Genomic DNA, 20,335 nt, shown 5'->3' with positions numbered 1-20,335 from the left:
TTCCGTTATAAGGTATTAATAATCATAATCTTATTAATGAATTAGCTTTCCCGGAAATGGCATATGGGTTCCGTTCCTTCATTGCTACGCTGACAGCCTCGTTCCCCGCAGGCTGGCGCTCTCATGGATTATTATCTCGGCATCGACATAGGCACTTCGAAGATCAAGTCGGTTTTATTCGACGAGCAGTTTAATCAATGCCAGGTTGCCAGCTGCGCCAACCTGACCGAAGTGCCGTTCCCCGGCTATGCCGAGCAAGATATGGAACAGCTGTGGCGCAATGTGGTCACGACATTGCGAGCGCTGGCCGACTCGCCGTTGTTGCAGCAAGGGCGCATCCGCGCCATTGGCCTCTCGGGCCAGGGCGAAGGCGCCTGGCTGGTCGATGCCGCTGGGCAACCGGTTCGCAAGGCCATTTTATGGAGCGACACCCGCAGCGCGCCTTTAGTGGCGCGTCTCAAGCAACAGCCGGAACGGGAAGAAAGGCTGTTTCGGGCAACCGGTACCCGCCTGCTGCCGTGCAACAGTTCGCTGATCCTGAAATGGTTGGCGGAAAATCAGCCCGCCGCGCTAAACAGCGCGCGCTATTTCTTCTTCGCCAAAGACTGGATCCGCTATCGCCTGACCGGTGCGGCCAATCTTGAGTTGACGGATACCGGCACCTCACTGCTCGATCTTCACAGCGAAACGCTTTCCGACGAGGTCTTGACGGAGCTGGGTATGCAGGCCCTTCGGCCACTGTTCCCGCCGCTGTTGCGCCCCGGCCAACGCGCTGGAGAGATCAGCGTGCAAGCGGCCGCTGTCACCGGGCTGGCGGCGGGCATTCCGGTGTGCGCCGGTGCGCTGGATGTGTCGGCGGCAGCGCTGGGCATTGGCGCCGTGCATCACGACGACGTTTACACCCTGTTGGGTACTACCTGCTGCACCGGCATTGTCTGCGACAGCCTGGCGCAGGTCAGCCCGAAGACGCGCTTTGTCGCCCATGCGCAGCAAGGACGTTATATCAACCTGTTCGCCATGCAGGCGGGCACGCCGAACCTGGACTGGGCAGTACGTGAGCTGGGCAGCGATGCCGATATCGAGCGTATTGGCGAGCAGATCGCCGCCATTCCCGCCGGCAGCGGCGGTGTGCTCTATCAGCCCTATCTGAACGGTGAACGCGCACCCTTCTACAGCCAGGCGGCCCGCGCAGGTTTTTTCGGCATCGGTCAGCATACCGGCAATCTGCACCTGCTCCGGGCGGTGTTTGAAGGGCTGGCGTTCGCCATTAAAGACTCGCTGCACGACTACCCACCGCAGGGCGATCTTTACCTTGCCGGCGGCGGGGCCGCTTCGGCCGTCTGGTTGCAGATCATCGCCGACTGCACCGGCCGGCGGGTGATCACCAGCCGGGTGAAAGAACTGAGCGCCCGAGGCGTGGCGATTTTGGCGGCGCAAAGCATTGGAGTGACGGTGTCACATGAAACGCTTGTTCAGGCCGAAAGCCGCCGGCTATTTATCCCCGATCCGGCCAACCAACAGATCTATCAGGCGCTCTATCCACTGTTCCGCCAGTTACGCCTTCAGCTTGAACCGCTGTGGCAAAGCCGGGAGCAAATACTCAATGCCCTTAACGCAGGAACCCCCGCACCATGAAAACCCTCTTTACCGCCGAATACGCCGGTTCGCTTGAAGATTTCCGCCAACTGGGCGAGCTGGTCATCCGCGGTTGGGCGGCCGGCGAAAGCAAGCTGACCGAAGACGCGCTGATTGATCTGGCCCATGACGCCAGCTTTATCATCACCAGCTACGACGATATTACCGCCCGGGTGATCGACGCCTGCCCGCAGTTGAAACTGATTGCCTGTACCCGCGCCAATCCGGTCAATATTGACCTGCAGGCCGCCGCACGGCGCAATATTCCGGTGATCTACACCCCAGGCCGCAATTCGGACGCCGCGGCGGAGCTGACGCTGGCGTTGATGCTGAACCTGGCTCGCCATATTCCCCAGGCCCACGCCGCGCTCAAACGCGGTGAGTTCACCCGCGAGCAGCCGCAAACGGCGGCAGCCAAAGAGGGTCTGCGCAGCGATGTGGTGTGGGACGTGGATAAATCCAGCCCCTATGAAGTGTTTAAAGGCAGTGAATTGCGCAACAAAACGCTGGGTATCGTCGGTTACGGCAGCATTGGCCAACGCGTAGGCCGTATTGCCCGGGCTTTCGGCATGCGGCTGTTGGTGGCGGACCCTTACGTTTCCGGGGTAGAAATTAACGAGCCGGGTATTGAGAAAACCACGCTGGAACAGCTGTTCGGCGACGCCGATTTTATCAGCCTGCACCTGAAAGCGACGCCGCAAACCGACGGGCTGATTGGCCGTGAATTGTTTAACCGCATGAAACCCCACGCGCTGTTTATCAATACCTCGCGCGCGGCGGTGGTGATTGAAGAAGATCTGATTGCCGCCCTGCGGGAGAAACGGCTGGCCGGCGCGGCGCTGGACGTGTACGCCAGCGAACCTATTTACCGCCGGCATCCGTTTATCACCGAATTCGACAACGTGGTGATTACGCCGCACATCGCCGGTGCCACGCGGGAGACGCTGGTCAAACATACCGAAATGATCGCCCAGGACATCCAACGCTATCTCAAAGGCGAGCCGTTGCTGTACGCCTGGCGCTAAGCGCCGCGCGGCGTCTGCTGCATAAACCGCCGGGTGTGTTCCCAGTCGATCACCCCGGCGTCCGATCCCAACCCGCCTGCAACCAACCCCGCCACCGCCGTCGCCAGCAGGCAGGCTTCCTGCACCGCCAGCCCACGGCTTAGCCCGGCGATAAACCCACCGCAGTAGCTGTCGCCGCAGCCGGTGGTGTCCACGACCTCAACCTGATAGGCCGGAATGCGCACGCAGGCATCGCGGGTGACGATAAAGGATCCCTGCTCACCGGCTTTGAAAATACAGCTCCCCACCCCGTGGTCGAGGAAAAACGCGCCAATCTCCTGCGGCGTTTGCCGGCCGGACAGGTAAGCCGCCTCCTCCAGCGACGGCATAAAGTAATCGACGCTGGGCAACAGCGGCAGCAACAACGCCAGGGTATGCGGGCCAGGCGCAATCAGGTCGAAACTGGTGGTAACGCCGAGCCGTTTGGCATGGCGCAACAATTTGGCGCTTTGACCCTCGTCCATCGCCGCCAGCAGCCCGGTGCCGCCATGATGCAAGAAACGGGTATCGCACAGCGCGTCAAAGTCGGCATCGTCAACGAACAGGAAATCCGAGGCCCCACGGTAATGCAGCGCCGGGCGCTCGCCGTTGGGCCTGATCGGCAAAATGGTGGCGGACGTTTCCGCCCGTGCCGTGCGCTGGATCAGCGAGCAATCGATGCCCAGCCGACGGTAGGCATTGAGGATAAACTCCGCCTTTTCATCCTCGCCAAGACAGGCCGAGGTGGCGGTGCGTATCCCCAGCTTGGCGGCATTCATCACCGCGCCGCTGGCGGTGCCCGCCGGGTTCAGCCGGATCTGCTCGATAAACTGCACGCCGCCGCCTGCCGGGATAGCGCTGACCGGTCGCCCCGCGATATCGAGCAAGGTTAAACCGACAAATACCGCATCATATTGACTCACCGCCGGCCTCCGCCTGTTGCGTCTGTTTTAACCGGCTCTGGATAAAGGACAGCGCCAGCGCCACCACCAGGATCACGCCGGTCAGCGCGTCTTTCACCATAAAGTTCAGCCCCATCAGGTTCAGGCCGTTCGCCACCATGCCCAGAAACAGCACGCCAACCAGCGTGCCCAACACGTTGGGGCGCCCCTGCGGATGAAACGCGGTGCCGATAAACACCGCCGCGATGGCGTCCAGCAAATAGGCCTGCCCGGCCAGCGGGGTAAACTGGCGCAGGTTGGCCGAAAGGATCACGCCTCCCAGCGCGCAGGTCATGCCTGAGACGATCAACAACCAGCACAGGTAACGACCATTGCGGATCCCCACCGCACGGGCGGCCTGGGGATTCAGCCCGATGGCATGAATCCGCTTGCCGAAGATGGTGCGCTCGAAAAACAGAAAATAGCCCAGCAGCAGTACGGCCGCGATAACTATCGGTAACGGCACGCCGCCGAGGTTCCCTACCGCCAGATCGTGATACTGCTGCGCCATGCGGCGGTAGGCGATCGAACCCCCACCGTCGGTATAAATACGTTCGATGCTGCTGCCGATGAAAAAGGTGCCGAGCGTCGCCAAAAAGGGCTTAACCCGGAAGTAAACGATCAGCAACGCATTGAGTGCGCCGATCAATGCGCCGCCGGCCAGCGCGGCGACTATCGCCATTTGCCAACTGAGCTGGTATTGCTTCAGGGCGATCAGCGCAAAAGCCGCGCCAAAATCCAGCGCGACGCCCACCGACAGGTCAACGCCACCGGCGGTCACTACCAGCGTCATGGCCAGCGCGACAATCAGCAATATTGCGTTACCCTGTAACAGATTGCTAAGGTTGTCCAGGCTGTAAAACACGCTATTGCCCCAGGAGAAGAACAGGAAAAAAGCGATAACAATCAGCATAAAGCCGTAGCGAATCAAAAGTTTGTTCAACGCCGTCATGGGTTTCCCCCCCGGTTTTGCCTTGCAGCGGCGGCCAACACCAGCAGGATCAGTCCGCCTTTGATCGCCCCGACCCAAAAGATGTCTACCCGCAACAGCGCCAGCCCGTTCGACAACGCATTGACCAGCAAGGCCCCCAGCAGCGCCCCCCAGACGGTCACGACTCGCCGGCGCGAGAAGGCCGCGCCGATAAAGGTCGCCAGTACCATTTCCAGCAGCAGCGGTTCTTCACTGCCGGGTGAGCTGCCTGAGCCACGAGCCACCAGGGCAAAGGCCGCCAACCCGGCCGCGGCCGCCGCCAGCAGGTAAGAGCCAATCACCAGCGGTTTGACGCGCAAACCGGAGATCTCCGCCGCTTCGCGATTGCCGCCCGCCGCCTGCAACTGCATGCCCCAACGGGTGTGGTGCAATGCCCAGCCAAACAACGCCAGCGCGGCGAGCATTAACCACACCATCAGCGGCAACCCCAGCCAGGTGTCGTCACGCAGCGCGACAATGGCCGCGTCACTGACGCTGATGCGCCGCTGTTGGGTGATCAGGTTGGCAATACCCACCACCGCCACCGAACTGGCCAGCGTTGCCAGCAACGGCGGCAACCCGACAGCCACCACCAATAAAGCATTGACGCCCCCCGCCAGCAGCGCCGCGCCAAATGCCAGCACCGCCAGCCACAGATAACCGTCACCGTCGTGAGTGAGGCCGTTACTGATGATGGCCGCCCCCAACACGGCGATCGCCGGCAGGGAAATATCGATGCCGCCGGAAACCACGTCATCGCCGCCGCCGCTGATCACGCAGGTCAGGCCAAAACAAAGTATCGCCAGCGGCACGCTTTGTTTGAGAATAATGCTCAGATTCTGCCAACTGATGAAGTACGGCGCCTGCAAGCAGAAAAACAGCAGCAGCGCGGCAAACAACAACAACGGAATTTTATTGGCGATCTGCTCTCCGGGCGGCAAAAAGCGACGCCGGGAGGAGCGTGCCGCCACATTGCCCTCGGTCAATTGGCTCATAGAACCGCCTCCTGTACTAAAGGGGACGCCGTTGAACCGCCGCTGGTCAACGCCAGCAGCGCGTCCTGCGTCAGCCCGGCGGTACGGACATTAGCGACAATCTCGCCGCGCAACATCACCAGAATGCGATCGCACAGCCCAATCAGTTCGCTGCCGTCGCTGGACGACACCAGTACGCAGCGCCCTTCAACCGCCTGGGCGGCAACCAGTTGGTAAATCTCCGCCTTGGCGCCGATGTCTACGCCCAGGGTAGGTTCGTCGAGGATCAACAGTTGCGGGTTAGTCGCCAGCCAGCGTGCCAGAATCGCCTTTTGCTGATTGCCGCCGCTTAACAAACGCACCGGCAATTGCAGATTACGCGGGCGGATATCCAACTGTTCCGCCAGCGTTTTGGCGTGCAGCCGGGCCTTTTTGCGCAGTTCCCACCCCGCACGCGCCAATGTGCCAAGCGACGCCAGGTTGATGTTGTCCGCCACCGGCATGGGCAACACCAGACCGGTATGCCGCCGATCGCGAGGCACCAGCGCCATCCCCGCGGCAGTGGCTTGTGCCGGGGAAGCGATGCGCACCGGCTTGCCGGCTATGCGCAGTTGCCCCTGCTTCAGCGGGCGCAATCCATACAGAGCGTCGATCAAGGCTTCGCGGCCGGAACCCAGCAACCCGGCGATGCCGACGATCTCCCCCGGCGCCAGTTGCAAGCTGACATCGCGCAGCTGTGCACCGTCCGACAGACTTTCTGCGCTAAGCCAAGGCTCCGCCGCCGCCCGTCGTGCCGGGCGCGAGGCAAACAGGTGGGTGATTTCGCGGCCGACCATCATCGGGATCATGCGTGCAATATCGCCATCGCCCAGTTGTTGCAAGGTACCCACGTCGCGGCCATTGCGAAACACCGTGACACGGTCACAAATTTGGGCGATTTCCGCGAGATAATGAGAGACGTAAATAATGGCGATGCCGCGCTGTTTCAGCCGGGCAATCGCGTTAAACAACAATTGCGACTCTCTGGCTTCCAGCGGCGCAGTAGGCTCGTCAAACACCACCAGTTGCGCCTGCCCGTCGATTAACGCCCGGGCTATCTGCACCAGCTTGCACTCGGCAATGCTGAGATCGCGGATCAGTCGGTTACCGTCCAGGCGGGTGTCCAGCACCTCTGACAGAAACCGTTCTGCGTCATGACGCATGCCGCGCTTGTCCAATCCCAGCCAACGGTTACGCCGCTCCTGGCCGACATACACGGACTCCGCCACGGTGAAATGCGGGATCAAATGCAGTTCCTGATGGATAAATCGCACCCCGGCCGCCCGTATCGCCGCCGGGGTGACGAAAGCCAGCCGCCGGCCGCCAATGCGAACCTCCCCGCCGTCTTGCGCGTAAACTCCGGCGAGGATCTTGATCAAGGTGGATTTACCAGCGCCATTTTCGCCAATCAGGCCGTGAACTTCGCCCGGCAGCACTCGCAGTGAGGCACCGCTGAGCGCCTGGGTACCGGGAAAACGTTTCTCGATGCCAATCATTTCCAGGCCGCCCACGGCGGGAGCGGCCTGCGTTTCCTGCTGGCTCATGGCGTTATTTCAGCTCGCCGTAGCCGAGTTGTTTGTACACCGCCTTCGCCTCTTCCGGCCCTTTCACCGGCAATACCGGCACAAAGGTTTGCGGTTGCAACTTTTCGCCGGCGAAATAGCGCGCCACGTTATCCGCTGAAGTGGTGCCGATTAACCGCGGCTGTTGCGCCACGTTGGCAACCAGCGGGCTGCCCTTCTCCGCCATGATTTCCAGGGTTTCCGGCCCGGCGTCGATCGCCGTGACCTTAACGTCACCGGCGCGGCCGCTCTCTTCCAGCGCCTGCACGATGCCGATTGCCGGCTGGTCCCAGCAGGCGACGTGAATCGCGTCCAGAGTGCCTTTCGGATGCTGGCTTAGCAGTTCGAGGGTTTTCTTGCGCGCATCTTCCGGCGAGTTGGCGTATTGCTCGGCCAGCTCCGGTTGAATGATTTTGATGTCCGGGTAATCTTTCAACACGTACTTCCACAGATCGTAGCGAATGCCGCAGATGCGCAGTGAGTTGGAGAAGGCGTTGAACACCGCCACATTGCCTTTGCCGCCCAGCGCCTCGGCAGTATAACGACCAATGGTGCTGCCGATGCTGTAGTTGTCCGAAGTGGTGTTGTTGATGGAATACGGCGATACATGGTCAACGGTGAATACCGGGATCCCGGCGGCGCGCAACGCTTTGAATTTGGGCTCGACGGCGCTGTCGCCCAAAATGCTGATCACCGCATCCACCTTGCGCGCCAGCAGGATATCGTGATTGTCGGCATGTACCTGATTATCGCGGCCGCCATCGACCGCCACCACTTTGCCACCCAGATGTTCCACTTCGTCGCTGGCGCCTTTGAACGCTTCGCGATCCCAAAAATGCTGCGTGCCGACCACCGCCACGCCAATGGTTTTCCCCTGCAATGAAAGCGCCGCCTGGGCGCCGTGAGCAGCGAAAACTGACAGTGCCAGCGCTGTGATTTTAATAAGTTTTTTTGTCATTTCTGTTATTACCCTGTTATTCATCCCCTGATGGAACGAACAAAAGCTAGCAACAGGCTATGGCAAAGCGAAATAACAATACCGGTTATGGTTAGTTAAAAAGCGGGATTGTTCCGTGGGATGAAAATGCGGCCGGTGTTGCTCTTCGTTTACACCCAGGCCCCGGCCGCAAAGCGGGTTGAATCAGCCCCTATGCCTGATAAATCCGTGCCTCATAAGGGCGCAGCGTCTGTGGCTCTCCGCCGTGTGGATAATTGCCCAACCGCAGTTGCCAACTGTCCAGCGCCAAAGATTGGGGATCAACCTGTTGCGGTTCGCCGCTCAGGTTGCACAGCACCAGCAGTTGCCGGTCATCCAGAGTGCGGGTATAGGCGTAAATATGCCGATGTTCGTCCAGCAGCAATCGGTAACGGCCATACAGCAGCGCTGGGGTCTGCTTGCGTAACCGGATCAGCGCACGGTAGAAATTCAGCACCGAGTCCGGTTCCCCACTCTGGCGCGCCACATTGATATCGCGGTAGTTGACGTTAAGCGCAAACCACGGCGTTGCGGCGCTAAAGCCGCCGTTAGGCCCGTCGTTCCAGGGCATTGGCGTGCGTGAGTTATCACGCGAACTGCGGCGCAGCGTCGCCAGGATCCGCTCTTCACCCATTCCCTGTCGGCGCAGATCGGCGGCGCGATTTTTGGTGGCGACGTCGTTAAAGTCATCCAGGCTAGCAAAGTGGGTATTGGTCATGCCCAATTCCTGCCCCTGATAAATAAACGGCGTTCCCTGCATCAGAAAATACAGCGCGGCAATGGCGGTGGCGCTTTCGCGTTGGTAGCGCCCGTCGTCCCCCCATTTCGACACCACGCGCGGAATATCGTGGTTCTCGACGTACAGCGCATTCCAACCCTTGCCCTCCAATAACGTCTGCCAGCGGGTGAAAATGCTCTTCAGGCCGATCAGATCCAGCCCGGCATCCGGCGCCTGCTGGTTGGCGGTTTCCCACAGCTTGACGTGCTCGAACTGGAAAATCATGTTCAAGCGGCCATGCCGTTCTCCCACCCATTCTTCCCCCTGTTCCGCCGAAGCGCCGTTCATTTCCCCCACCGTCATGATGTCGTAGCGGTTAAACACCTGTTCGCACATCTCATCAACGTAATCCAGCAGCCCATCGTAGTTGAGATGCCGTTCGAACGACGGCACGTAACGCAACCCTTGCGGGTTCGGCATGTCGGTCAGCCCCGGCTGTTTTTTCATATGGCAAATGGCGTCGATACGGAAACCGTCGATGCCCTTGTCCAGCCACCAACGCATCATGTCATACAGCGCCGCGCGCACCTGCGGGTTCTCCCAGTTCAGATCCGGCTGGCGCTCGGAGAACAGATGCAGAAAGTATTGTTCGCTGCCGGGATGGTACTTCCAGGCCGAGCCGTTGAAAATGCTCTCCCAGTTATTGGGCTCCGCACCGTTTTTGCCGTCGCGCCAGATATACCAATCGCGCCTGGCGCTGGATTTTGATGAACGGGATTCAATAAACCACGGATGTTCGTCCGACGTGTGGTTCACTACCAGATCGAGTATCAACCGCATGCCGCGCGCATGGGCCTCCGCCAACAGGCGATCAAAGTCCGCCATGGTGCCAAACTCGGTCATGATCGCCTGATAGTCGCTGATATCGTAGCCATTGTCGTCGTTCGGCGAACGGTACATCGGGCAGATCCAGAGGGCGTCAACGCCCAGCCACTGCAAATAGTCCAGCCGCGCGGTAATGCCGTTCAGATCGCCAATGCCGTCACCGTTGGAATCCATAAAGCTGCGCGGGTAGATTTGATAAACCACCGCCTCTTTCCACCACCGCGCCGTTTGCGCACCGCTCATGTCATGCTTCCTTATGTTAATGCGCCTGTTCCGACGCCAAAATGCGCGGGAACGCGCGACCCTGGCGGTCAAACAAATAACAACACTCTACCGGCAGGCGCACGCCGACGGTTTCTCCGGCCTGAATGGTCGAGCGTTCGGGATTGCGCAGCACCCAGGGTTCCGCCGCGTTGCCGTTATCCAGATAGAGGTAGGTTTCGTTGCCCATATGCTCGACGAACATCACCTCGCCATGAAACTCGCACTGCGCCTGTTCACCGCCGCGAATATGTTCTGGACGAATGCCGACGTTGACGCTCTGGCCTTCCGCCGCCACCGGTGTGGCGATTGGCAACACCAGCGCCTTGCCGTTGTCCAGTTCCACCACGCTCTGCCGCTCACCGGCACGCCGCAGGATGGCCGGGATCAGGTTCATCTTCGGCGAGCCGATAAACTGGGCGACAAATTCGTTGGCCGGCTGATCGTAAAGCTCCAGCGGCGTTCCCACCTGCTCGACATGCCCTTTGTTGAGCACCACGATGCGGTCGGCCAGCGTCATGGCTTCGACCTGATCGTGAGTCACGTAAATAATGGTCGAACCCAGCCGTTTATGCAGTGAAGCCACCTCCATGCGCATTTGTACGCGCAGCGAGGCATCGAGGTTGGACAAGGGTTCATCGAACAAAAACAGCTTAGGTTCGCGCACTATGGCGCGGCCAATCGCCACCCGCTGGCGTTGCCCGCCGGACAAATCCTTCGGACGCCGCTCCAGCAAGGGTTCAAGCTGCAAAATGCGGGCGCTTTCGCGCACCCGACGGTCGATCTCCTCCGCCGAATGGCCGGCAAGTTCCAGCGCAAACGCCATGTTCTTGTATACGCTCATGTGCGGATAGAGCGCGTAGGACTGGAACACCATGCCGATACCGCGCTCGGACGGCGTATCGTCATTGACGTAGTTGCCATCGATATACATGCCGCCGCTGCTGATCTCCTCCAACCCGGCGATCATGCGCAGCAAAGTCGATTTTCCGCAGCCGGAGGGCCCGACGATCACCACGAACTCCCCGCTGTTGATCCGCAGATCCAGCGACTTGATAACCTCTGCGTTAGCGCCATAGCGTTTTTGCAGTTTTTCCAGCGTTAATTGCGCCATATTCCTCCCGAACCCCAGGTAGTTGCATTCAAGGGGGCGCAAGCGCGCCCCGCCATCCGGCTTATTTCAGGTAATCGAGCCACGGCCCCTGGCGTGAAATCATCACGTCCACCAGTTCCGGTATCGCGCGGCATTTATCGTTGACCGAGTCCACCAGCAGCGCCTGGATAACCAGGTCGCGCGAACCTTCAATCACTGCGTCGGCGGTCAGATCGTGAATCGCAATCTGGTTGCTCAACAGGCCACCGATGCCCGCAGGCATGTCGACCTTGATGCCGTGCACGCCCTTGCGGTCGATAATCGCCGGGACTTCGACGGCAATAAACGCCGGCAGCTGCTTGATAAACCCCTGATTCGGAATGTTGACCGCAGATTCTTCATAACCGGAATCGGTGAGGATCCCTTCCATGATCGGCACCACGCGTTCTTTCAGCTTCAGTTCGATTTTTGGCTGCACATGCCCCAGATAGTTGCGGTAGAAGGTGTAGAAATCGAGGATGCCGCGGTGATCGCTGACTTCGCTGGCCCAGCGGATGTACTCACCAAAGTGGCTGTCGCCGGTGATAGGCAAATGGTGAAACTTCTCCAGGATCTCTTTGAACAGCGTGCGGTCCGCCCACGGGTAGGCGCTGTCTTTGCCGCCCAGCGCATCGCGTTCGGTGCTGCCTTCTGTCTCCACCAGTTTGCCGTGATTACGGGTGTAAGCCAGAATATCGCTGTAGCCCGGCAGGCGGGAGAAATAGTCCGGTGCCTTGGCGCGTACGTCGACGTAAGCGTCTTTGCCGCTGTCTTTATAGCTGGCCTCCAGCAACACGCTGAAGTGGTTCAGCCCGGCGGCGCGCAGGCTGAGGTTGTCGAAGGAGGTGCCGAGCATTTCCGGCAGATAACGCTCAAGTGAGGCGATTTCATGGCACATGCCGACAAAATTGAGCTGCGGGAAACGGCGATGTACGGTGGTGCAAATGCGGCTCATCGGGTTCGAGTAGTTGAATACCCAGGCGTTCGGGCAAATGTCCGCCACGTCGGCGCAGATGTCGAGGATCGGCGGAATGATGCGCAGCGAGTGGAACAGCCCGCCGGGGCCACCGTTTTCACCATACACCTGCTGAATGCCGTACTGCTGCGGGATCTGCCAGTCGAGATCCCACAGGGCAAAACGGTCGCCCACTTCAATGGAGATAATCACGAACTCCGCTCCGCTCAGCGCGGTTTTGCGATCGGTGGTGGCGCTGACGGTAAACGGCAGATCTTCCGCAGCCAGGAAGTCACGGGCGGTTTTCTCGGTCACGGCCAGCGAGGCCGGGTTGATGTCATGCAGCACAATTTCACTTCCGTACAGCGTCTTGCTCTGGAAGATGTCGCCCAGGGTGCCGTAGCCGAATTGCGCGCTGCCTGCGCCCACTAAAACGATTTTTGTAGCCATTGCATTTCTCCTGCTTCAGGGTTAATCGAAAATCAGCCTTTTACTGCGCCGTTGGTTAATCCGCTGACGATGCGACGCTGGAAGATCAGAACCAGCACGATGATCGGCAGTGTGACGATGACCGAGGCCGCCATGATGGTGCCCCAGGGAAGTTCGAACTGAGAGGCGCCCTGCAGCATGCCGATCGCCACCGGCACGGTACGCTTGCCGCTGGAGATGACAAACGTCAGGGCGAACATGAATTCATTCCAGGCGCCGATAAACGCCAGCAGCCCGGTGGTCACCAACGACGGCCCCATGATGGGCGCGAAGATGCGGGTAATGATGGTCCAGGTGTTGGCGCCGTCGACGATTGCCGCCTCTTCCAGTTCCGCCGGGATCGCCTTCATAAAGGTGGTCAGCACCCAGACGGTAAACGGCAGAGAAAATGTGGTGTAGGACAGCACCAATGCGCCCAGCGAATCGTACAACCCCATAAAACGCACCAGTTCGAACATGCCGGACAGCACCGCCACCTGGGGGAACATCGAGACGCACAAAATGGTGAACAGCAGATATTTGCGGCCGCGAAAACTGATGCGCGCCAGAGCGAAAGCGGCGGTAATCGACACCAGCAGGCAGATACCCACCGTCAGCGTTGCCACGACGATCGAGTTAAACAAGCTGCGGGCGATGCCGTTATCCATCAACGCCGTCAGGTAATTGCCCCAGTGCGGCGCACCCGGCAGGTAAGCGACCTGGAACAGGCTTCCCCCCGAACGCAGTGAGGTGATCAGCGCGTAGTAAAAGGGAAACAAACAGATGACGCTGGCCAGCGCGGCACCGGCGAAAATCAGCGCCTTGTGGCCGTATTTGTGTTGTTGGCGAGTCAGTTTCATGCGCGTTTCTCCTTGTCATTCAGGCGGCCCAGCGTGAGGAAGCAGGCGGCGATACCGGCCACCATCATGAACACCAGCACCGAAGCGGCCGAGCCGGAGCCCATTTCCTGATAGCTGACCATGCGATCGCGGGCATAACCGGACACCGAGATGGTGGCTTCACTGTTGGAGGTCAACACATAGATCAGGTCGAATACCCGCAGCGCATCCATCACCCGGAAAATCAGCGCGACGATCATCGCCGGCATGATCAACGGTAACGTGATGCGCCGGAACCGCTGCCAGGCGTTAGCCCCGTCCACCCGTGCGGCTTCATACAGATCGCCCGGGATAAGCTGCAACGCGGCCAGCAGCATCAGCGCCATAAACGGCGTTGTTTTCCAGACGTCCGCAATCACCACCGCCCACATCGACAACCCCGGCTCCGCGACCCAGGCCAGCGGCGCGGCGATAATCCCCGACTTGAGCAGCAGATCGTTCACCACGCCGTACTGATCGTGGAACATCCAGCCCCACATCTTGGCGGAGACAATGGTCGGAATCGCCCAGGGCACCAAAATGGCGGTGCGCACCAGGCCCTGGCCGCGAAATTTCTGGTTCATCAGCAGCGCCAGCAACATGCCGAACACCAGTTCCAGCGATACCGACAGCAGGCTGAAACGCAACGTATTGCCCACCGCCTGCCACCACTGCGGATCCGCCAGTACGCCGTACGAGTGGCCGCCCCCGGTCAGATCCAGATAGTTGGCGAAGCCGACAAAGCGGTATTCATCCGGCGCATCCAGCATGGCGTCGGTAAAGCTGTAAAACAGGGTGCGCAGCAGCGGCCAGCCGGCAACCGCCGCCAGCAGCAACATTGCCGGCGCCACCAACAGCCAGGCGATGCGGCTACGGCGCTGCCGATGATTAAGCTTGCTGCGCCTGACCGACTGCACTGCCGCCGGGGCGGGCGTGGCCGTCAGGGTTAACCTGTGTGTATCGCGTTTCATGCATCAGACTCCGGGCCGTTAATGGGGGGAATTGCACTGCCTTCAACGCCATCCTCTGGCTTTAATCCGCTCCAGCCGCTGCTGTAAATCCGCCACCGCGGTGACACCGTCACTGTCACCGCGCAACACATTGAAAGTGGCGTTGTAGATGGCTTTCGATACCTGCGCATACTGTCTTTTGGTCTGCGTCGCCGGGCGCGGCATCGCCTGCGAGAAAATGCCCTTGAAGTCCGCCAGGTACGGCGCCTGCGCCAACACCTTGGGATCGTCATACAGCGCGGTGCGCGACGGCGCCCAGCCCATCAGCGCCAGCGCTTTTTTCTGCGATTCGGCGTCGCTGACGATTTTCAGCAGCGCTATCGCCGCCGCGGGGTTTTTGGTGTAGGCGCTGATCGCCCACTGCCACCCCCCCAGCGCGCTGACCGATTTGCCGTCCGCGCCCTTTGGCAGCGGCAGCACGCCGATCTTGCCTTTGATTGCGCTGCTGCTGTCCTGCGCCAGCACATAGGCGTAGGGCCAGTTGCGCATAAACAGCGCGTCGCCGTTCTGGAACACCGCGCGGGACTCTTCCTCCATGTAACCCAGCACGCCCTTCGGCGAGATAGTGCCGATCCAGCCGGCAGCCCTGTTCAACGCCTGCGCCGCCTGCGGGTTATTGATGGTGATGTTGCCGTTGGCGTCGATAAACCCTCCGCCGTTCTGCGAGGCTACCCATTCCAGCGCGTTGCAGGTCAGCCCTTCGTAGGATTTACCCTGGAACACCAGGCCCCAGAAGTTCTTATGGCCCGCCTGCCGTTCACCCTGCTGAATACGGGTAGCGATGCGCGTCAGTTCATCCCAGGTGACCGGCGGCTGTTCACCGTACTTTGCCAACAGATCTTTGCGGTAATAGAGCGCCCCGGTGTCCAGATAAGCCGGAACCGCCTTGACCCGCCCATTGACTACGTTGTTCTGCCAGGCGGCGGGGAAAAAATCCTGCCGGATATCGCTCACGCTGTCGGTCAGATCCAACAGGTGCTTGTTCAGCACGCCGATCCACACGGTATCGGCCTGAAACAAATCAATGGCGCTGGAATCCTTGGCGGCAAACAGCTGCTGAAACAGCGACAGCTTTTCGTCGGAGGCGCGGGGAAGATCGATAAACTCCAGGGTATGGCCGGTCTGAGCCTCAAAGCGCTGCTTAATCTCATTGCAGAACTGACGGCCCTCTTTGCTGGGCGCGCATTCCATCCGCAAGGTATCGGCCAACGCCTGGCCGGACATCAGCGCCAGCGCGGTGGCGACCATACTCGGTATCAATCTTCTCATTGCGTCCTCTCTGGTGGCGGCTGGGAATACCGGCATAGGAGCAAACTATCGAAGGCGGGCTATTGGCGGAAATCGTTTTTCATCGCTAAGATATAGAAACTTTCTATACCAATAGCGGAAAACATGATCGTGGACAAAATTCTGCGGCAGTTTATCGAAGTAGCGATGTTCAAAAATGTGAGTCATGCAGCAAACAAGCTTTGCCTGAGCCAGCCGACGCTGACCCACAACATGAAGAAACTGGAAGAGAACCTGGGGGTGCAACTGCTGGAGCGCACCTCAACCGGGGTTAACACCACCGAATACGGCGATCTGCTGCTGGAACAGGCGCAGATGATGCAGCGCATTTATGACAACACGCTGATCAAGCTGGCGTTCATCAAGGCACGCCAGGAACAGAGCCTGCGCATGGGCACCGGCCACGCCTGGTGGTATATGTTCGTGCGCGACAGCTTTAATGCCTACCGCAGCCTGCACTCTACGGTGAATATTCATATCGATCTGGGTAACCACCTGCGCCTGATGGATCTGCTGCTGGGCGGGGATATCGATATGTTTATCGGTCATGAAATTCAGGGGTTGAATCCCAAGGCCGGCATCAGCTTTTTGCCGCTGTTCAGCACCACCGACAGCATGTTCGTCCGCAGTGGGCACCCGCTGGCAGGCAGGCAGGTTGGGCCGGACGAATTATTGGATTACCCTTGCGTGGAACTGACGCCGGATGAAAGCCGCTATCAACATATGGTGGAAGACATGCAGCCGAAGAAAATGGCGCGTAACCGGCTGCATTTGGCGGAACGGGTGATTTGCTCGACTAACTCGATGATGTCGGCGGTGGACATGATCAACGATTCTGACGCGGTGATGCTGGCTTATCCCACCTGTATGGCGGGTTATTTCGCCGACTACGGCATTGTGCCGCTGAAAACGACGCAGGAAAGCCTGCGTTGCACGGTGGGCATTTACCTGATGCGCGAAAAGGCGGATGCGCCCCACGTGGTGCAGATGCAGGCATTAATGCATCAGCATCTGGAGCAGATCCGCCCTCTGTTGCTGTAGTTATTTCTCGCCGGTCACTGCGATCAACGCCTGATACAAGGGCCGGGCGTTGCCTGGCCCCACCACCAGTTGAAACTCGGGGGTGTGGCGCGACGTTTCCACCTCCAGCAACGCCTTAACCCCATCCAGAGCCTCCATCCCCGGCCGATCCAGGCGGCTGCCATCGCGCAGTTCCGCCCTGATGCGGCTGGCGCAGTATCGCAGTTTGATCAGATTGTCCGCCCCGCCGAATGCCGCCAACACCGATGCCGCCAGCTCATGCTTTTCCATTTTGCCTCCTGAGAGAGTTTGCCACATGCCGCTGCAGCATAGGGCCGGTCGCCGGGCAAAGTGAAATTGATTTCGGCCGGAAGGATATAGAGTGAATCTATGGCGGACAAAAAAACGGCAATCATTGATATCCCTGCGCCACCGGCAGCGCTATGGTAGGCCCTGAGTTCACAGAATAACCAGGGAACGCAGATGAACCGATTAATCTGGGCTATCGTTATATCATTACTGATCGTTTGCATGCTGCTCTACATAATGACCGGCGCCAAGGTCTGAAGCCCGACGCGACGATCAAAAAGGGTATCCGCGGTAATGCACGGCAGTGAGATTGCTCGAGGAGAGTGAAATGAAAGCGATAATCCCTGCGTTGCTGATTTTTGTCCTTTCCGGTTGTATTGGCAGAGGCGGCCCACAGGACGTGCCGCCACCGCCGGTACATAATGATCCGCAGACCTGCAACAACTCATCCGCCAGTGCCAACAGCGACTGTTCGCAATCGGTAGTGCCGGCGATGCACTAATCGGCGGACTGGCGGGCCATCGAGAAACGCGCCGGCCCGCCGCCCTCCGGCAAAGGTTAAGAGGACTGCTCTTCTTCGTTGGCCAGATTCTTCGCCTGCTGTTTCATAAACACCACTTCCTGCGGGCTGGACATATTGACCCGCTGCGCGCGCAGCAGTTTGAGGATATTAAACAACAGCTCGCTCTTGGTGGCGCCGACCATGCGCGGGCTGGCAACGTAGCCGGTGACGCTGAGGATGATGCCTTCAGGGCCGAGCTGGCTGAAACGGACATAAGGCGCCGGCGTTTCCTGAATGGCGTCATAATCCTGATAGGCGCTCAGCAGAATATTGCGCACCTGCTCAGGATCGATATCCGTCGGGAAGGTCAACGCAATGGTCACCACGCCCTGGGCGTTGCCCATGGTGGCGTTACGTACGTTCTGCGAGATCAGCTGCGAGTTGGGCACGATCATCGTCGAACGGTCGCTGAGTTGGATTTCGGTGGCGCGGATGTTAATCCGGCGCACGTCACCCTCTACGCCGCCGATGCCGATCATATCGCCGACTTTCACCGGCCGTTCCGTCAGCAGGATCATGCCGGAAATAAAGTTCTTCACGATCTCCTGCAAGCCAAAACCGATACCGACCGACAACGCACTGACAATCCACGCCAGATTATTCCACTGGATGCCCAACGCCGCCAGGGTGATCAGGATCAGCAGCACATAACCCACGTTGCTGAACAGCGTGACCAAGGATGCACGGATACCGATATCTGAAATGGTTTTCGGCAGCAGTTCATGGCTCAGCCAACGCTGGGTCACCCGCATGATATAGATGCCGATGGCCAGGCATATCACCGCGTTGATCAGGTTGCCGGGCACGATGTTCAGGCTCTTCAACCCTTCGCCACTCAGAATGGCGATAATCTTGTCCAACAGCGAGTTAGGCGTGGTGGTGCCGAAGGTGCCGTTAAACAGCGCGACAATCATCAGTAACAGCAAAGAACATTTGGCGACGGCGGTAAGAATAATCGCCATCTGCTCCAGATGACGGTCCTTAAAGTTAAAGGACTTCTTGAGCATTTTGCCGCTGGCGGTTTGTGGCGAGAAAATCGCGCCGCACAGATCGACGGCAAACAGCAGCAGGAAATAGAACGCCATCAATACCAGAGCGATCCAGATCACCTGATAGGTCAGGAAACGGGCGAAAGCGATATAGCCAATCAGCAGCGAGAACAGGATGACCAGCGAGCCCACCAGCGTGCCCATGTGCAGCAACCCGCTGATGGTGGAGCGTTTCTCGACGTGTTCGCCCTGCTGCTCCAGCTTGCGGCGGATACGTTGGGCGCGCAGCGGCATCGCCAGCAGCACCATGCCGATCAACCCGGCCACCAGGCCATTGCCGAAAATGGTCGCGGCCAGGCTGGCGCTCACCACGTTATTGATCTGTTCAACGGTGCCGAACGCCAGCGCCAACCCCGCCAGCAACGGCGAGAAGAAACGCAGGCCGGAGGCGACGGCGTCATCCAGCGAGGCCAAACGCCATGACGGGCGGTTAAGCGAAAGCGTCGCACGCCCCAGCCCGGCGATCAGCGCGCAGAAGATCCCCAGCCGATTAAACCCCTCGGCGAAATCCTCCAGCATGGCCGGCAGCGGCTGCACGCGGGTAAAGGTGAGATACAGCAGATTCAGCGCGATGCCGGTGGTGATGACCGTGACGCTGACGATCGCCATCGCCATAAAGCTGCGGCGCAAACGCCCGTCCGGCAGATAACGAATGCTCACCCAGGCCAGGAAACGCTCGGATAAATAACGCCCCCACGACCAGATAACGACCGCCAATAGCAGCAGGCCAAGAGTGCCGTAGCGCCACTCCTCCTGCCAACTGGCATCCCACGCCTCTTTCATGGCGACATGGAACTGATCCAGCCGCTGCGCGTCATCGTCCGTAGGTTGCACGATCGGCGACCAGAACTTGGCCCCCAATACGCTGCCGGTATTTAGTGCCAGCTGGGTTTTGAATGCCACGCGGCGCATATCACCGATTTGCTGCCCCAGATCGAGCACGCCGGTTCTCATCTCCTGAGCGCGTTTTACCGCATCATCCAGCTGCTTCTTGCTGTTGTTCAACGCGTTGCGCTGTTGTACCACGGCAGCGGTTTCAGGCATCGAACCGGCGGCGGGTTGCGGGCCCAAAACGTCCAACTGCCCCTGCAGCTTTTCCTGCGCCGGTTGCAGATCGGTTGCCAGTTTTTCCAGACCCGCAGCCAGCTCGTCGGTGGTCTGCCTCAGCTTACTGAGCTGGTTATCTGTGCTGGCCTTGGAGACCTGCTGTTTGATGCTGTCCAACTGTTTTTGGTAGTTTTTCAGCGCGGCGGCGGCATCCGGCGCGCTGATGGCAACAGGGTCATCCTGTGCGGCGACGCTGGTCAACGGCGTCAACTGCAACCCAAACAGCAGGAACAGGAAAAGAAGGATCTGACGGGGTTTTAACATAAATTCAGTGCTCGGCAATGGCATGATAGACAGACGAAACAAACGGGCCGGTATTGACTATTTACCGGCCCGTTTGGCTAATCATAAACTGAGATTATGATAGCTGCTTAATCTCAGCTTAAATATCAGTATTATTCCCATTCAGCACGATTATTCCTGCTGCTGCGTCGCCGCGCACAGCACCACCTGAAATCTGGCCGCTTTTGGTCGTTAGCCTACTGATAACCTGAGCTATTGGGCAGTGGCGCATCCTGAAGAATACCCCTATACTCAGCCCATCTATTAACCAA

General features: G+C 59.3%; 17 protein-coding genes. 4 read left to right on the top strand and 13 right to left on the bottom strand.

What is annotated here, in order from left to right:
- The first annotated feature begins 123 nt into the window (after positions 1-123).
- Entirely contained in the window at positions 124-1,635 is a 1,512-nt protein-coding gene (locus ACUTSW_RS03140; RefSeq protein WP_445583638.1) for an FGGY-family carbohydrate kinase, read from the top strand.
- Positions 1,632-2,660 (top strand): 2-hydroxyacid dehydrogenase, encoded by a 1,029-nt coding sequence (locus tag ACUTSW_RS03135; protein ID WP_445583637.1) that lies wholly within the window; start codon positions 1,632-1,634, stop codon positions 2,658-2,660. The genes ACUTSW_RS03140 and ACUTSW_RS03135 overlap by 4 nt, the downstream gene beginning before the upstream one ends.
- Here the strand turns inward: ACUTSW_RS03135 and ACUTSW_RS03130 are convergent.
- The 11 genes from ACUTSW_RS03130 to ACUTSW_RS03080 form a co-directional block, all read right to left on the bottom strand.
- A complete protein-coding gene (locus ACUTSW_RS03130; protein ID WP_445583636.1) occupies positions 2,657-3,601 on the bottom strand; it encodes a carbohydrate kinase family protein in 945 nt (314 codons plus the stop codon). The two genes, ACUTSW_RS03135 and ACUTSW_RS03130, sit on opposite strands and share 4 nt — an antisense overlap.
- Complete coding sequence (locus tag ACUTSW_RS03125) at positions 3,588-4,571, bottom strand: ABC transporter permease (protein ID WP_445583635.1); 984 nt, start codon at positions 4,569-4,571, stop codon at positions 3,588-3,590. Before ACUTSW_RS03125 ends, ACUTSW_RS03130 begins: the two co-directional genes overlap by 14 nt.
- Entirely contained in the window at positions 4,568-5,584 is a 1,017-nt protein-coding gene (locus ACUTSW_RS03120; RefSeq protein WP_445583634.1) for an ABC transporter permease, read from the bottom strand. The genes ACUTSW_RS03125 and ACUTSW_RS03120 overlap by 4 nt, the downstream gene beginning before the upstream one ends.
- Positions 5,581-7,146, bottom strand: a complete 1,566-nt coding sequence (locus ACUTSW_RS03115; RefSeq protein ID WP_445583633.1) for a sugar ABC transporter ATP-binding protein — start codon at positions 7,144-7,146, stop codon at positions 5,581-5,583. The genes ACUTSW_RS03120 and ACUTSW_RS03115 overlap by 4 nt, the downstream gene beginning before the upstream one ends.
- Before the next feature lie 4 nt (positions 7,147-7,150).
- On the bottom strand, positions 7,151-8,122 hold the full coding sequence (locus tag ACUTSW_RS03110; protein WP_006325526.1) for a sugar ABC transporter substrate-binding protein: 972 nt from the start codon (positions 8,120-8,122) through the stop codon (positions 7,151-7,153).
- A gap of 190 nt (positions 8,123-8,312) precedes the next feature.
- Positions 8,313-9,986, bottom strand: coding sequence for a glycoside hydrolase family 13 protein (locus tag ACUTSW_RS03105; protein WP_445583632.1), 1,674 nt, complete (start codon positions 9,984-9,986; stop codon positions 8,313-8,315).
- A gap of 16 nt (positions 9,987-10,002) precedes the next feature.
- Entirely contained in the window at positions 10,003-11,118 is a 1,116-nt protein-coding gene (locus ACUTSW_RS03100; protein WP_062870931.1) for an ABC transporter ATP-binding protein, read from the bottom strand.
- Between the two features lie 61 nt (positions 11,119-11,179).
- Entirely contained in the window at positions 11,180-12,541 is a 1,362-nt protein-coding gene (locus ACUTSW_RS03095; RefSeq protein ID WP_063199604.1) for a family 4 glycosyl hydrolase, read from the bottom strand.
- Positions 12,542-12,573: 32 nt separating this feature from the next.
- Complete coding sequence (locus ACUTSW_RS03090; protein ID WP_006325530.1) at positions 12,574-13,419, bottom strand: carbohydrate ABC transporter permease; 846 nt, start codon at positions 13,417-13,419, stop codon at positions 12,574-12,576.
- Positions 13,416-14,408, bottom strand: a complete 993-nt coding sequence (locus ACUTSW_RS03085) for a carbohydrate ABC transporter permease (RefSeq protein WP_434460165.1) — start codon at positions 14,406-14,408, stop codon at positions 13,416-13,418. Before ACUTSW_RS03085 ends, ACUTSW_RS03090 begins: the two co-directional genes overlap by 4 nt.
- Before the next feature lie 42 nt (positions 14,409-14,450).
- Positions 14,451-15,716, bottom strand: coding sequence for an ABC transporter substrate-binding protein (locus ACUTSW_RS03080; protein ID WP_445583631.1), 1,266 nt, complete (start codon positions 15,714-15,716; stop codon positions 14,451-14,453).
- 123 nt (positions 15,717-15,839) lie between these two features.
- Between ACUTSW_RS03080 and ACUTSW_RS03075 the strand changes: the two genes are divergently transcribed.
- A complete protein-coding gene (locus ACUTSW_RS03075; RefSeq protein ID WP_006318272.1) occupies positions 15,840-16,775 on the top strand; it encodes a LysR family transcriptional regulator in 936 nt (311 codons plus the stop codon).
- On the opposite strand, the gene ACUTSW_RS03070 is transcribed toward ACUTSW_RS03075, so the two are convergent.
- The gene (locus tag ACUTSW_RS03070; protein ID WP_004944838.1) at positions 16,776-17,045 is read right to left on the bottom strand and encodes a PTS transporter subunit EIIB; all 270 of its coding nucleotides are present in this window, start codon (positions 17,043-17,045) and stop codon (positions 16,776-16,778) included.
- A gap of 346 nt (positions 17,046-17,391) precedes the next feature.
- Between ACUTSW_RS03070 and ACUTSW_RS03065 the strand changes: the two genes are divergently transcribed.
- Complete coding sequence (locus ACUTSW_RS03065; RefSeq protein WP_013813029.1) at positions 17,392-17,565, top strand: hypothetical protein; 174 nt, start codon at positions 17,392-17,394, stop codon at positions 17,563-17,565.
- Between the two features lie 56 nt (positions 17,566-17,621).
- Here ACUTSW_RS03065 and ACUTSW_RS03060 read toward each other — a convergent pair whose 3' ends face one another.
- Positions 17,622-20,045 (bottom strand): DUF3772 domain-containing protein, encoded by a 2,424-nt coding sequence (locus tag ACUTSW_RS03060; RefSeq protein ID WP_445583630.1) that lies wholly within the window; start codon positions 20,043-20,045, stop codon positions 17,622-17,624.
- Positions 20,046-20,335 lie beyond the last annotated feature (290 nt).

This window comes from Serratia sp. TSA_198.1 (assembly GCF_052686505.1).
The sequence above is the reverse complement of the archived record's forward strand: the minus strand, read 5'-3'. Positions and strand labels throughout refer to the sequence as shown.